9 protein-coding genes, 2 tRNA genes and 1 pseudogene are annotated in these 14,610 nt (G+C 43.7%); 4 read left to right on the top strand and 8 right to left on the bottom strand.

The window, feature by feature from the left end; all coding sequences use genetic code 11:
- Positions 1-13: 13 nt before the first annotated feature.
- Entirely contained in the window at positions 14-439 is a 426-nt protein-coding gene (locus ACL6C3_RS07860) for a response regulator (protein WP_413166609.1), read from the top strand.
- Between the two features lie 149 nt (positions 440-588).
- Here ACL6C3_RS07860 and mnmH read toward each other — a convergent pair whose 3' ends face one another.
- Entirely contained in the window at positions 589-1,623 is a 1,035-nt protein-coding gene (gene mnmH, locus ACL6C3_RS07865) for a tRNA 2-selenouridine(34) synthase MnmH (protein ID WP_413166610.1), read from the bottom strand.
- 106 nt (positions 1,624-1,729) lie between these two features.
- On the bottom strand, positions 1,730-1,969 hold the full coding sequence (locus tag ACL6C3_RS07870) for a hypothetical protein (protein WP_413166611.1): 240 nt from the start codon (positions 1,967-1,969) through the stop codon (positions 1,730-1,732).
- 838 nt (positions 1,970-2,807) lie between these two features.
- Here ACL6C3_RS07870 and ACL6C3_RS07875 point away from each other — a divergent pair.
- Positions 2,808-3,110 carry a hypothetical protein gene (locus ACL6C3_RS07875; RefSeq protein ID WP_413166612.1) on the top strand — a complete coding sequence of 101 codons (303 nt, stop codon included), beginning with the start codon at positions 2,808-2,810 and terminating at the stop codon, positions 3,108-3,110.
- 13 nt (positions 3,111-3,123) lie between these two features.
- Here ACL6C3_RS07875 and ACL6C3_RS07880 read toward each other — a convergent pair.
- Positions 3,124-4,183 (bottom strand): annotated as a pseudogene (locus ACL6C3_RS07880) (hypothetical protein).
- 175 nt (positions 4,184-4,358) lie between these two features.
- Here ACL6C3_RS07880 and ACL6C3_RS07885 point away from each other — a divergent pair.
- Positions 4,359-4,431: transfer RNA gene (locus tag ACL6C3_RS07885), tRNA-His, on the top strand.
- A gap of 247 nt (positions 4,432-4,678) precedes the next feature.
- Here the strand turns inward: ACL6C3_RS07885 and ACL6C3_RS07890 are convergent.
- Both ACL6C3_RS07890 and ACL6C3_RS07895 read right to left on the bottom strand, forming a co-directional pair.
- A tRNA-Gln gene (locus ACL6C3_RS07890) sits at positions 4,679-4,750 on the bottom strand.
- 149 nt (positions 4,751-4,899) lie between these two features.
- Entirely contained in the window at positions 4,900-8,556 is a 3,657-nt protein-coding gene (locus ACL6C3_RS07895; RefSeq protein ID WP_413166613.1) for a PAS domain S-box protein, read from the bottom strand.
- A 540-nt stretch (positions 8,557-9,096) separates the two neighbouring features.
- Between ACL6C3_RS07895 and ACL6C3_RS07900 the strand changes: the two genes are divergently transcribed.
- Complete coding sequence (locus tag ACL6C3_RS07900) at positions 9,097-9,489, top strand: response regulator (RefSeq protein ID WP_413166614.1); 393 nt, start codon at positions 9,097-9,099, stop codon at positions 9,487-9,489.
- Positions 9,490-9,516: 27 nt separating this feature from the next.
- Here the strand turns inward: ACL6C3_RS07900 and cheB are convergent, their stop codons facing one another.
- The 3 genes from cheB to ACL6C3_RS07915 all read right to left on the bottom strand — a co-directional run bounded on the left by cheB (position 9,517) and on the right by ACL6C3_RS07915 (position 14,601).
- A complete protein-coding gene (gene cheB / locus ACL6C3_RS07905) occupies positions 9,517-10,605 on the bottom strand; it encodes a chemotaxis-specific protein-glutamate methyltransferase CheB (protein ID WP_413166615.1) in 1,089 nt (362 codons plus the stop codon).
- A gap of 158 nt (positions 10,606-10,763) precedes the next feature.
- Entirely contained in the window at positions 10,764-13,133 is a 2,370-nt protein-coding gene (locus ACL6C3_RS07910; RefSeq protein WP_413166616.1) for a response regulator, read from the bottom strand.
- A 58-nt stretch (positions 13,134-13,191) separates the two neighbouring features.
- Positions 13,192-14,601, bottom strand: a complete 1,410-nt coding sequence (locus tag ACL6C3_RS07915; RefSeq protein WP_413166617.1) for a methyl-accepting chemotaxis protein — start codon at positions 14,599-14,601, stop codon at positions 13,192-13,194.
- Between the last annotated feature and the right edge of the window lie 9 nt (positions 14,602-14,610).

The following is a 14,610-nucleotide window of genomic DNA, read 5'->3' on the forward strand; positions in this document are numbered from 1 at the left end:
AGGTGAATTAGTAATGAAAACCGTTTTAGTCGTTGAAGATAACCCCATCAACTGGAAAGTATTTGAGCGAATTCTCACCAAACGGGGAGGATTAGCCGCCAAACACACAGAAGATGTACAAACGGTAATAGATTTGGCTCAGTCCAAACAAGCCGATCTGATTTTGATGGATATTGCTTTGGCGAATAGTTACTATGAAGGTCAGGCGGTTGACGGGATTAAAATTACCCAAATGTTGAAAGCGAACCCCCAAACCGCAGACTTACCGATCATTCTCGTTAGCGCTCACGGCGGTGATAACGATCGAGAATATTTTATCCGCAAAAGTGGTGCAGATGGCTATATTCCCAAGCCGGTTGTCGATCACAAAGCATTTGTTGAAGAAATTAAGGCTAAACTTTCCGCTCAGGAAGTGCAGGAAATGGTTGTCGCCAGTTAATTGATGATATTGGTGAAACCAAAAGATTTTACTGATAAATCGGTCAATCTAATCGAGGAGCTTCTTTCTATCTTAATCAACTAATCAACCGGACAAACTCAATGCTAATCTTGCTCCAATAACACTCGGCAAGTCACTCAACTTTTAAATTACGCACAATCTTGATTAAAAATCTGTTGGGCAGTTTCACTCACTAAAATAGCCGCTTCCTGACTTGATTTTCCAGAAACATCTACAGCATAAACTAACCCTCGACGTTTTTCTAAATAATAACTATAGGTTTTGTCATAGTAATGCAAGATTAAATCAAACCCTTCGTAGAGTTGATCTTGTTCGATAAAATGAATCGCTTTTTGAGTAACTAACCCCCCCAAACGTTTGCGAATTCGTTCGGTGGCTTGAATTAAATCTTTTCGGTTGGCGGCGCCATAAAGTTCAACTAACAGCGAAAGTCGTTCTTCGCGAGTTCGTTGAATTTCAATCACCGGTGCCCGTTCCATCTGCTGAAAAATCTCTTGAGGAACCCGACAAATTCCGATCCGTTTACTCTCCGCTTCGATCCAAACCCGTTGCTGACGCTGAAATTTTGACCATTGTAAAGCGATCAGGTTCCAAAATTGTTCGTTTGTCGGTTGGGGAGGTTGACCCAAAGCGCCGTAACTGCTTCCTCGATGGTTGGCCAGATGTTCTAAATCTAAAGTTTGTTCTCCCAAACGGGCTAAAGCGTGAAGAATGTCGGTTTTACCTGTTCCCGTCATTCCCCCCAAAATGATGATTTTTTGACAAACCCCAAACAGGGAACGTCCCCAACGGCGAAAGGCTTTGTATCCGCCCCGGAGAAGAAAAACTTCAAATCCCGCCATTTCCAACACCCAGGCGACTCCGCCACTTCGCATTCCCCCCCGCCAGCAATACATCCGCACCACACCATCCGGGGCTAAAATTCGGGCTTCAGCGATAAAATGGGCAAATTTCGGGCCTGCGATCGCCAACCCCAACTCAACCGCTTGAGATTGTCCAAATTGTTTGTAGCAAATTCCCACTTGGGCGCGTTCGTCGTCGGTAAATAAGGGAAAAGCGATCGCACCGGGAATATGTCCTTGAGTGTATTCGCCGGGACTGCGAACGTCAAGGATAACGCCGGGACAGCTAAAAAATTCGTCAGGATCGAGAGATTTTGACATAAGCGGTGGTCAGTTGAAATCTATTATAAAACGAACTTCAACGTTACTGCTTTAGTCTATTCTCTCGATTCCGGATCTCCCAGTCGTGGGTTCGTCTGATGTTGTGTTAACTCTTACCGAGGATATTTTCGAGAGTTCCCTCTTGGCAATCAAAGTTTGAAAATTGATCGGAGAAGTTCATCGGCATTTGACAGGAATGACTGCGAAAGTTATCTAAAATTGCCGTAATTTTCATCCAATCTGCTAAATTTGGCATTTCTTGCTTGCAGTTTGAGCAGTACCAATAAACCTGAGATTGACGAATATGACGCAGCATCGGAGTTGAGCAACAAGGACAATTATTCATTTTTGATTTTATTAAAGGTTCAACAGTTTTTATTGGCTTGGTTTCGACTGGCTAGTGGGTGGCCATAGCTCCGGTCTATCCTAGTTAGGATTGCTGTTATCAATGGATAATTGACAATTGATAATTGATCATTAATTAATGAGGTTTAAGACCTCTCCTTTCAAGGAGAAAAAAGAAAAATTATGCAGGGTACGAGTCCGAAGCAGGCTCCGGCAATTCATCGCCGGAGTACCGATGACTGAACGCTCTTTTTTGAAAAGATTTCGATCTGATAAAATCTCCTATTGTTTGAACGACTTTCTATTGATTTGATCTCGAAAATACTAGGATTTAAGTCAAGCTATCATCATTGCTTAACAATGACGAACACACTTGATTTCCCGCTTGTGAAACTTAAAAATTGAAAAATGGGGTTTGATAAGTCCATGATACTTTAAAAAAAAATTAAGTTTGTATCAGAACATACTATTCGTTATCATTTTCCTAATAAATGCCGTTGCGAAATCAAAGTTTTTATTGTTAAAATTCTTCACAAAAACCAAAACAATTGAGTTTTTCCTCAGGTTCAAAGCTCGGCGATCGAGTCCCGAACCGCAACCGAAGCCCGGAAAATCAAGCCTCGGCGTTTTCTGGGGTTCGCCAGACATCGAGATGAAGTCTTTACAAAAAATTTACAGTCTCAGCCCCAAACAATTACTAAAGATTTATAAAACTCCCTTGTAAAACTCGATAACAATTCACTATTATTAGAGAAACTAAGCCCAACAAAAAAGGCTTCTATTCCAGAATAAATAAAAAAGATAGTAATTGTTTCCATATTTAAACAGGAGAAAAAAACGTGAATATTCTATTTTTCGGAGTCATTGCAACAGTATCCCTGATCATTTTAATTAACCGAATTGACAAATATTTTTTAACGTTTCGTCCCTATCAGCCTCAAAAATCCCCATCAAAGCCTCAAGCAGCGTGGATAGCTCCCCTGTATAAACTGTTATTTTGGGGATTGGTATTCCCCCTATCTTGTGTAAAGTTATTGATTGAAACTCACGGGGAAAAAGAAGATTCAAAAGCATCGCAGCCCAAGCTGCACGTCGTTAAAACAACGTCTTCGAGTCCAATTTTGAGCAAAAAAGCAGGTTAAAACATTTACAGCCTCAGCGTTTATCCCCAAAAGATTCATCGCGATCGGCTAAAATTTGTAAGCGGATTCTGCCCTCTCGACCCTCTCCAAGCTGCACTTCTAACACTTGACCCGCCAGTTGTTCCAAACACGAAAGCAGCGATCGCAAATGGGGCGTACTTGCCCCCCGTATCCACATAAAGGCGGTCGGCCAAACTTCCAACCCGTTTCCAGGTACTATGAAGTTTGACCACCGCTTGTTCGAGTTGAGTCGCTTGCTTAACCAAATCGGCCGCCGTGTTCAAACAACCCACTCGCAAAGCTTCTTCTAAAGCCATTTCCACATCAATAGAAGATTGATTGATCGCTTGGACTTGAGCGGCAGCATCGAGATATTTCGATAAATTTTTGGCCTCTGAAGTCAGATGTTTAATGGTATCGACATCTGGACTTTCAGAGACTTCCCGGCGAATTTCAGTAATATGAGACTCGGGCAATTTTTCCATCTCCCGCACCAGGGGAGCCAGATAACGGGTCGGCATGGCGCCTGCGGCCGCTTTTTCGCGCACTTCTTCCGGTAACAGATCCGAACTCATCGCAGTCCATTCATCGGAGATCTGACGCACCTGACGGCGAGTAATGCGATCGCCATTGCAAGCCGCATCGGAGATCATTTGTTGAACTTGGGGGGGAGATTTTGCCGTCTCCACAAACGCCCGTTTGCTGAAATTGTTGATCGCGTCCGGGTTTAACTGACCTTGGGCCAGGAGAGTATCGGCGCTGTTAGCCAGTTCAATTAAAGCATAGGCCTGACTTTTGCTGATTTCCCGGTCTTTGAGCCAATTGAGAAATCCCGTTCCCCGTCCTTCGCCGCCCCGTTTTTCGCGATCGCGCACCGCCCGCAAAATTCGACCTCGCCAAATTTCCGTCTGTAGATCGAAGCGATCGCAGACTTTCCAGGCGATATCAATTTGTCGTTCAAAGTCCGGTTCGGCAATTTCATCGTCTTCCGGATCGGGGAGTTCAAATTTGAGATCGGTTAGCTCTTGTAGAACCTCAGCCAACTCATTGGGCGATTGGGGAATATCAGCCATCGGGACTCCGCAGCGTTGGATCATTGCCGGATTATTATGGCGCTACGGGCAGGCAATAGGCAAGAGGCAATCTTGCTTGAGGAAAAGAAAAAGTCCATACCCCTAGCGTTTTCAGGATTTTTTCGACCGAGCTTGCACAATTTAAAATTCTTGTGCTATATTAAGAATTCGTATGGCGAGCGTAGCCAAGTGGTTAAGGCAGTGGATTGTGGTTCCACCACTCGTGGGTTCGAGTCCCATCGTTCGCCCTTTGTACAACACCAGATTTAACTAGATTTCAGCTTTTAGACAAGCTCAAATCAATCTAAACTCTACCTAAAATCTACCTAAAACAAGTCTAAATCACCTTAACCCAATGTGGCTATCAAGTTCGTTACATTGACTGATTAGCCAATAAGCATAAAACTCTCGTTCTGTCAAATCAGACATTGACAGTGAAGAACTCAAGCTTGAGTTAGAAGCTGAAATCTAGTTAGGATAACTGTTTAGACAGAACTGGGGCGGAAGGATTCGAACCTCCGAATGGCGGGACCAAAACCCGCTGCCTTACCGCTTGGCGACGCCCCATCGCGTTACCATCAATTATGATAGCAGCACTCCCCCCAAGTTTGTCAAGTCTTTTGAAGCGGAAATTTAAAAATTTTTTTTGACGGCAGAATCCAAAACCCTCAAAGCTATATCTCAAAAGGCTTTGGTGGGTTTTAGGGTTTATGAGTTCAATCTAGGGGACGCAAGCCCGGGGGCGGTTCAACGGGAATTTCGATCCAAAACTCACAGCCTTCTCCGGGTTCGGAGAAACACTTGAGCGAACCGCCATGTTTTTCGACGACGATTTTATAACTAATGGATAATCCCAACCCGGTCCCTTTCCCGACGGGTTTGGTGGTGAAGAAGGGATCGAACAGGCGATTTTTCACGGCGCCAGAAACACCGGGGCCGTTGTCTTTGATTTTCACGCGAACATAGGGTATATTCGTCCTATCTTCGGGATTTTTTACCTCAAACAACTCCGTTGCAATGGTAATCATGCGGGGATCGGGTTGATTATCGAGGGCATCAATGCCATTGCTAATAATATTCATAAACACTTGATTGAGTTGACCGGCATAACATTCAACTTTCGGCAATTTGGCATAATTTTTAAGAATTTCCACGCCCGAACCGACCTTTTTCGCTTTCCAACGGCTCTGCAAAATTAACAGCGTGTTATCAATACCTTCGTGAATATCAACCGGCTTCATTTCCGCCTCATCCAAACGGGAAAAATTCCGCAAACTGACCACAATTTGCCGAATGCGATCGGCTCCCATTTCCATCGAAGCAATAATTTTCGGCAAATCTTCGCTAATAAATTCTAAATCGACTTCTTCAATTTTCTCTTGAATTTCTGGCGACGGCGTGGGATAATTATCTTGGTATAAAGTCAGAACATCTAATAAATCGTGAGTGTAATCTCTAACATAGTCAAGGTTGCCATAAATAAAGTTAACCGGATTATTAATTTCGTGAGCAATACCCGCCACCATTTGACCCAAACTTGACATTTTTTCGCTTTGAATCAGTTGAGATTCTTTTTCTTGCAAATCCTGCAACGCATGAGACAGTTGAGCCGCTTGGGTTTGAGCCGCTAAAGCCGCCGCTCGGGTTTGGGCGTAAAGTTCGGCTTGGTCGATGGCGATCGCCAACTGATCGACAACCGCCTGTAACAACTCCACATCGTTACTCGTCCATTCGTGGGTATTTTGGTAGTGGTTACAAACGATCGCCCCCCGCTGACCGGAACGAGTTTCTAGGGGTAAAAATAACATCGAAGCGACTCCCGTCTGTTGGAGGGCGGCTCGGGTCTGTCCGTCTAAACCGTCGGCTTGCCTGCTATCATTAACTTGAACGATTTGATGCTGCTCAATTTTTTCCGACAGCCAACTGACACAATCGGCGGGATAATCAACTAAACCGGGAGAAGTGCTAGAAGACTGGGCTTGATGAGTCACCACAAAACTCGATCGCGGATCGGTGGTGGGAAGATACCACAGAAAATGACACTGATCGACTTGTAATAAACTTCTAATCTCACTAACGGCTTTGGCTAAAATCGTATTGAGATCGAGAGAATCGCGAATTTGACTCGCCAAACGGAACAGCAACCCTTCCCGGCGACTGTGAAGTTCTTCTAATGCGGCTACTCGGTCAATACCGACGGCGATCGCATTGGCTATCCAATATAAAGCATTTTGAACCTGTTCGGTGAGGGGAAAACGGCTGCTAATTTCCATCATCCCCACTTGTCTCCCTTCGACGACTAAAGCAAAATTTAGACACAAACAATTGTGATTAATTCGTCGTTGCGGGTCCGAACAATTTTCTACTTGACAGCGACCGGATGATACTTGTAATTCTAAGTGATGAGTCGAGCGGTTTACTGTCCAAATAGCTACCCCCGTGACGTTGAGATGATTGGCGATCGCATCGCTACAAGCTTGTAAAATAGTGGTGATGGTTCCCCCCTGTCCTAAAGCTTTACCGACTTCGGCTTCAAGTAAAGATAAATGCGATCGTTCTACTAAAGAAACTTCTGCTTTTTTACGGGTGGTAATATCGCGAGAAACGGCGACCAATTCTTGAACTTCTCCGGTTTGGGGATCTCGAACGGCGTGAGCGGTGGTTTCAAACCAAATATATTTTCCATTTTTCCGACGAATACGGTAACTCACCATAGAGACTTCTCCCTTGGCGAGTAAGGTTTGGTGAGAGGCTTGAACCGAAGGAATATCTTCGGGATGAAAAAAGTCATAAACCGAATGTCCGATCAGTTCTTCCGGTTCGTATTCGAGTAATTTTCGACAAGCCGGAGACGCATAAAGATAGATTCCTTCTGAGTTGTGTCGGGAAATTAAATCGGTGGCATTTTCGGCTAAAAGTCGATACCGTTCTTCGCTGGCTTTTAACGCTTCTTCGGCTCGTTTTCGTTCGCTAATATCGGTTTGAATGCCGATATAATGGGTGACTTGACCTTCTGCATCTCGCACCGGAGAAATTGCCAGTTCGTTCCAAAAGGGAGTGCCATCTTTGCGATAATTTTTTAACGTCACTAAACAATCTTTAGCTTCTCGCAAGCAAGTGCGAATTTTATTAACCGCTTCGGGATCGGTATCGTTTCCCTGTAAAAATCGACAGTTTCTCCCTAAAATATCGCGGCTTGAATATCCGGTGAGCCGTTCAAAGGTGGGATTACAATAAATGATCGGATTCTCTTTAACTCTCGCATCGCTAATCACTATACCGTTGGGACTCGCCGCGATCGCCCGTTCTAATAAACGCAGCATTTTTTCCGACTCCCGACGCATTGTAATATCGGTTCCGGTGGCGATGATATGTTCGACGGAACCATCGGGATTATAAATAATAGTATTCGACCAAGCGATCAAGTGATGGTGCTGGTCGTGGTCGATCCATTCGCTTTCACAATGGGAGGGAATATCGCCGCTAGAGGTTGACGTTTTTGAGGATAAAGAATTGATTTCTAAGGGAAAATTATAGATAGACAAACCGACTTCTTGAGGGGTTTTTCCTTCCACTTCTTCGGCGGAATATCCGGTAATTTCTTCACAAATTTGGTTAAAACGAATAATTTTTCCTTCCGGATCGAGAACCACAACTAAGGCGCTTAAAGTATCGAGAACGTGACAGACAAAATCCCGTTCTTGGCGGACAATTTCCCAAACCGAGGAGCGTTTTTTGATGGTATCTTCGACTTTGAGCAGTTTTCCTTTTGTATGAATCAGTTGGCGGTGCAAGTCGATTTGTGCGCTGATTTGATGGGCGAGAGTTTCTAAAACTTTTCGGTTTTCTGCGCTCAATTGGCGGGGTTGATAGTCCATCAAAGACAGCATCCCGATCAATACATTTTCCCGGGTTTGAATGGGAATACCGACATAAAAACGAATTCCCGGATTGAATTTGACCAGGGGATGAGTCGCCAATAGTTTTTCTGTAGAAAGATCTTCATATATAATGGGAGAAAACCGTTGGCTAGTTGAAAAATCGGCGGTCGGGAGGGGTTGAGTTTCGGCAGATTTTTGATCGCTTTTGATCGCTTTTGAGGTTTGAAGACTCCGGTGGTTATTCTGTAGAGAAACAACCGTTTCGCAAAAGTCTAAATACTGATAGCTTTGAGCTTGAAAACCGACTTGTGATTTTAACCACTGACAACTCGCATCAATCAAGCTAATATATCCCACAGGAGCTTGAGCGATATGGATGGCAATTTCGAGTAGATGGTCAAAGTTGACTCCCGCCTCGAATGCCATGATTTCCGGTAGAGATAGGTTCTCTTGTTCCCCCATTGTACGATAATCTGAAAGTTTGATTACCATTTATAACCTATTCCCCTTAAAAAAAATTGAGCGAGCAAGTTTCACACTCAAGAGCGAAAATTTAAGGGAGTCTATTTGCGAATCCGTTTTCATCTTGCGATTGCCGGGTTGGGTTTGCGCTCGTTCTCGGAGTGTATCTCAATCATAACAAGCTCGGGTCGGAGATGGCTTGCAAGTCTAAGAAGAATTTCATCTTAGGCTCGGCTGTGAAAATCTCGATTCCTCGGCTTCAAAACGGACGGAAGATGACAAATAACAAGTTTATTTTATGTATTTCATATGAACTTTTTGCCAAAATTCGTTACAATTATTATTAATAGTACCGAGAATTTGAACGGAAGTTTGTAGATGTGAGTTCGGCAGCCGAGGTGATAGAATTTTTCTATCAAATCTGTTGATGCCTTCTGTTACTTCAACCCCAAAATCCATAAATTAAGTCTGGAGAATTTCAAGTTATTTTCTGAGGTCGTTTAAACTGTAAATAGAGATTGAACATCTCAACTTCTGCGGAGATGAGATCAAAAAAGGAAAGCGGCGAATATGTCTGCCATAATTGATAACCCCATACCCACTGTTTTAGCAGTTGATGATAGTCCAGTGATGCACGGCTTGGTTAAACAAGCGCTCGGCAATGATTACCGGGTTCTAGTCACCGACAATGCCGTAGAAGCACTGTCTCTATTATATCAAGAAAAAGTCTCTATTTTACTGCTCGATGTTACCATGCCGGAAATTGACGGCTTAGAACTTTGTCGAACCGTGCGAAATTTGCCCCAGTTTCAAACGTTACCGATTATCATGCTCACCGCCCGAGATGGAGCGTTTGAGAAGGTACAGGGGCGTTTGGCGGGGGCTACAGAATATTTAACCAAACCCTTCGATCCGCAAACCCTGTCTCAAGTCATTACTCAAGTTCTCGGCGGCAACTCCTAAATGTTTGAGATGGGTTGTTGTCAGCTTCTACGAGGTGCGACCGGCCCGGGCGATGTGCTTCAACAGTTGAGGGGCGATGGCGTCAATACTGAGAACCTGTTGGGCCGCTTGTAGGGCGATCGCTTCTTTGGGCATTCCAAACACCACCGAACTCGCTTCATCTTGAGCAATGGTCATCCCCCCAGATTCGGCGATCGCGGCCATACCCTCCGCCCCATCCCGCCCCATTCCGGTTAACAAAATCCCCACACTGCGATCGCCGTAGTATCGGGCGAGGGATTGAAATGTTACCGTAATTGAAGGTCGGTGTCCGGCTAAAGGCGGCGCATTGGTATAGAGAAAACGACCTTGACGATCCATTTCTAAATGATAGCATTCTGGTGCAAAATAAACCGTTCCATTCTGAGGAATTTCTCCATTTCGGGCAATTTGAACCGACAGAGAACATTGAACGTTCAACCAGTTGACCAAACCCTGTAAAAACCCCTCGCTAATATGTTGAATACAAATCACCGGAACCGACAAATTCGCCGGCAGTTGGGTTAAGATCGTATGCAGCGCTTGCGGGCCACCGGTCGAAGCGCCAATCCCCACCATCCGAACGGGTTTTGAGGCAAGTTTTGAGGGAGAAACGGGAGTAAAAGGTGAAGTAAATTTTCCCAAAATATGCGATCGATGATGACTTTCAGAAGACCGCTTTCTCCGGGTAAACACCCGCACTCCCGACAGAATTTTAATTTTGCGAATTAAATCTTCTGCCAATTGAGAATTTTCCAGTAAAACTCCATTTTTCGGCTTCGGAAACACATCGACTGCACCCGCATTTAACAGTTGAAAAACATTGTAAGTATCTTCCGGTTGCACTGCGGTACTAATCACTAAAATAGGTCGGGGATAGTTTGCCATAATTTCTTGAGTAAATTCCAAGCCGTTCATCTGCGGCATATGAAAATCCGTACAAATGACATCGGGTTTTACTGTCGGAATTAAAGCTAATGCCTCTTTAGCGCTGCGAGCGGTTCCCACGACTTCAACTTCCCGAGAGGAAGCTAAAATGCGCTTGAGAACAATCAGAGCAACGGGAGAATCATCGACCAAAAACACTTGGATGGGCATATGTTAGGAAATTCAGGGGTTAGCCATTTTCAGGACATTCTGAGAATCTCTTTGGGTTGTCAGCTATCAGGTTGACGGGGTTTTTTTCAAGAGAGAATTAATATTATTTTAACCGATAATTTGAACCGAGTTCACCCGTTCCAATTTCCGGGTTGAGATTAAATCAGTCTTTTCAAAGTGTCTAATAACACTTGTTGATTAAAACTACTTTTAGTGATGTAGGCGTTGGCGCCCGCTTCTGCTCCCCTGCGTTTATCTTCATCAGAGGCTAAAGAAGTCACCAAAATAATCGGTAATTCATTATACTCCTGATTTTCCCGAATTTTTGCCGTTAAACTCAACCCATCTAAATTCGGCATCTGTACGTCAGAAATCACCGCATCAAAGCGGCGCGTTTTCAACTTATTAAACCCATCCAACCCATCTACCGCCGTGATCACTTCATAGCCTGCGGCTTCCAAAATTCGTTTTTCTTGAGTGCGAGTCGCAATGGAATCTTCAACCAGTAAAATTAACGGTTTTTCAACCCCAGATTCTCCGGTATTTTTTCCCTCAGGATTAGACACAGAATTGACAAAACTATGACGTTTTCGAGCGGACTTAATTAAATCAGCCGGATTCAAAACCATGCAAACTTCACCCGTCCCGAGAATCGTTGCCCCGCTAATATTTCGCACCCGTTTGATCAGTTGACTTTGTGCTTTTAAAACAACATCTTGTTCGTCAATTAAAGCCTCAACAAAAACCCCCAATAGTTCCTCGCCAACTTTTAAAATAATACAAGCAAAATTGCTAAAATTCTTCAAATCTTTTTCTACAAATTCAAGTTCGAGAAGATCGGCCAACTGAGCCACAGAAAGGGGTTGCTCTTCAAAAACAATCGTATCTCGTCCTTCAATGGTAAACAATTCGGTCGGAGAAACCAAGCGAGTGGTGCGAACAAATTCAACAGGAATCCCGTAAGAAACACCCCGAACGCCAACAATTAAAACATGAGTTGTCGCCAGTGCGGTCCCCAGTCGCATCCGAAAAGTAGACCCTTTTGTGGGAACAGATTCTAATTCTATTGAACCTTTTAATTGTTCAACATTATTTCGCACCACATCCATTCCCACACCCCGACCCGAAATTTCGGTAACGAATGTTCGGGTTGTAAAACCGGGCGAAAAAATTAGTGCTTGAATTTGTTTTGGGGTCATCATTTCCAGTTCTTCGAGAGGATATAAACCCCGTTTGAGAGCCGTTGTTTTGATATGTTCCGGGTCAATTCCCCGACCATCGTCGCTAACTTCAATGACAACATGAGTCGGGGTTTGATAGCCTCGCAAGCGAATTTGAGCGGTCTCAGGTTTACCATATTTTTGTCGTTCTTCTGGGGATTCAATCCCGTGATCAATCGCATTCCGCAACAGATGCAATAAAGGATCTTTCATTTCTTCTAAAATCCGTTTATCGGCTCGGGTTTCGCCGCCTTCAATCACGAGTTCAACCTGTTTATTTTGTTGTCGAGCCAGATCGCGAACCATCCGAGAAAAACGGTTAAAAATCGTTGAGAGGGGTAACAGTCTTAAGGTGCGAATATCGTCTTCTAGTTCATTGGCAATTAATTCTAAACGGGCGGTATCTTCGTAGAGGGAAGTTCTCAACTGGTTCACCAAAAGACCCAATTTTTCCAGGTGTTGACTCGCCCGATGAGAATAATTTTGCAGTTGTTCAATCGCTTTATTCGTCGTTGTTGATTGGTTTTCTAAATCATTGAGAACGAACCGATTAACAAAGGCGTCTCGACTCCATTCTTCCCATAAGTTTGTCAGCCCTTCTACTTCGTTGAGTCGGTGAGCAATGCGAATTTTGGTAACGGTAAGTTCTCCGGTTTGGGTCATTAATACATCGAGTTGACGGGTAGAAACTCGGATAGTTTCAATCCGGTGTGCGTTCCCGTCAAAGGTGACTTTATCATCGTTTGTTGGGGATGAATTTATCACCGATATCGGGGAAGATGCCCCCTCATTTTCGGGTTTTTCTAACGAAGGGGTGGGGATTTCTTCGGGAGGAGATTCAACCGCAACTTCGATTAATTCTGAAACTTCTAAACCCTTTTTTTCGGAAAGAGCGGCACCGTTTAGCGGTTCAGTTTCGGGTGGGGTTTGAGCTTCAGCCGCAATTAAACTCGCCATAATTTGAAAGGTTTTGACGCCCGAAGGTTCGCCGCTAACGGCTTCTTGAACGAGCTTTCGCAGGGCGTCTAGGGCTTGAAACAGGCGATCGCTAACTTCCGATGAAAAGCTAACTCGCCCTTGGTTTATCGCCCCCAATAAGTTTTCAATTTGATGGGCGAGCGTCGCCACATCTTTGACGCCTAACATTCCGGCGTCTCCTTTAAGACTGTGAGCTTCTCGCAGCAGTTCTTCAAGTTTATTCAAATCTCGGGGATTTTTTTCTAAGTATAAAAAACCGTCGTCAATATTTTGTAAATGTTCTTCGCTGGCGGTTTTAAAGACTTCTCTGAGTTCGTCATCTTCAATCATAGTTTTAATTCTATCCTCGGCTATAAACTGGGCTGATTGTGGGTCAATGCGTTAACCTTTAAACCATTTCTTTTAAGTGAGTCGCCGTTTGATTGAGGAGTTGCGTGCTAACTAAGGTTTGAGAAAAGCCGTTAGTCGTTTCTTGAACGCCGAGATTTAGGCTGTTCATCGCTTCTACAATTTGCTCAATGGCGATCGCTTGTTGTTTAATATTTAAAGAAATTTGCTGAACGTTTACCGTCACCTCATTAATAGCAATACCAATTTCCGCAACCGCTTTTGTTCCTTCTTCCGTGACTAATATTGTTGCATTAGTTGCATTTTGAATATCAGAAATTAACACTCCAATTTTTTGAGCAGAAGTACGGCTTTGATCGGCAAGTTTACGAATCTCACTGGCAACCACTCCAAATCCTTTCCCCTGTTCTCCCGCACGCACAGCTTCCACAGAAGCATTAAGAGCCAAAATATTCGTTTGATTGGCTAAATCACTAACGAGATTAGTTATATTATAGATCTGGTTTAAATTTTCACTCAAACGAATAATTTGTTCTTGAATTTGGCTCATTTTGACTTTTAAGTTTGTTTTCTCCTGCCATTGTTGAGAATTTCTTCGAGAATTCCCTCCCGCCAATGTTAATACCTGAGTTGCACTCTCTGCGGCGGCGGCGGCTTGTTCGGCGGACTGACGGGCGGAAACTCCCAATTCATCAATGCTGGTGGTGGTTTGGTTTACAGAAGCCGCTTGTTGAACGGCGACTTGTTCTTGTTGGGCGACGGTGGTGGCAATTTCTGTGGTAGCAGTTGCAATTGCATTGGCTTCTTTCTCTAATTTATGGATAATTTGAGTGATAATCCATCCCCCAAAAATTAAGGCTAATAATAAAGAAATCCCCGTTACTATCCAAATCATCCACAGCAGATTATTTAACGCTTGCTCTTGGGAAATCACCCGACTCTCAACAATTTCGTTTTCCCGAGTATTTAGACTGTTGAGAATCGTTGTAATTTCTTGTGATAATTCTAAATATTGAGATTGTTTCCACAGTTGAAGGGCATCTAAAGAGTTATCTTGATTGACTAACTCCAGCAAACGCCGATCTAATTCCTGCTTTGTCGCAACCGCTTCTTTCAACATCTCTAAACTTTGCCGCTGCCGCTCATCTTCGATTAATTGTTCCAAAGTCTGCTCGATAATTTGGTAGTTTTGTTGTGCGGTGCGATAATCGCGAATATAGATCGGTTGAGCATCGAGCAAATAGCTTTTGACCGCACTAGACATCAGTTCACTTTCTTGGGTTAGATGATCGATCTCTTCAGAAATTTCTTGAGAAAGATTCAGTCTTTGCTGTTGTTTCTGAACGATTTTGACATTGTATGTGACAAAGAAAGCTGCTATAATGATCAGAAGAATTGGAATACAATATCCGCCAATCAGTCCATATCTTAACTTTTTCAAGGTGAACATTTCGCCCCC

Source organism: Capilliphycus salinus ALCB114379 (assembly GCF_047276495.1).
In the GTDB taxonomy this organism is placed as follows: domain Bacteria; phylum Cyanobacteriota; class Cyanobacteriia; order Cyanobacteriales; family Microcoleaceae; genus Capilliphycus; species Capilliphycus salinus.

Excerpts from the sequence above, each read along its gene's own strand:
- ACL6C3_RS07860 (WP_413166609.1), top strand. The coding sequence starts at position 14 with ATGAAAACCGTTTTAGTCGTTGAAGATAACCCCATCAACTGGAAAGTA.
- mnmH (WP_413166610.1), bottom strand. The coding sequence starts at position 1,623 with ATGTCAAAATCTCTCGATCCTGACGAATTTTTTAGCTGTCCCGGCGTT.
- ACL6C3_RS07870 (WP_413166611.1), bottom strand. The coding sequence starts at position 1,969 with ATGAATAATTGTCCTTGTTGCTCAACTCCGATGCTGCGTCATATTCGT.
- ACL6C3_RS07895 (WP_413166613.1), bottom strand. The coding sequence starts at position 8,556 with ATGGTAATCAAACTTTCAGATTATCGTACAATGGGGGAACAAGAGAAC.
- ACL6C3_RS07900 (WP_413166614.1), top strand. The coding sequence starts at position 9,097 with ATGTCTGCCATAATTGATAACCCCATACCCACTGTTTTAGCAGTTGAT.
- cheB (WP_413166615.1), bottom strand. The coding sequence starts at position 10,605 with ATGCCCATCCAAGTGTTTTTGGTCGATGATTCTCCCGTTGCTCTGATT.
- ACL6C3_RS07910 (WP_413166616.1), bottom strand. The coding sequence starts at position 13,133 with ATGATTGAAGATGACGAACTCAGAGAAGTCTTTAAAACCGCCAGCGAA.
- ACL6C3_RS07915 (WP_413166617.1), bottom strand. The coding sequence starts at position 14,601 with ATGTTCACCTTGAAAAAGTTAAGATATGGACTGATTGGCGGATATTGT.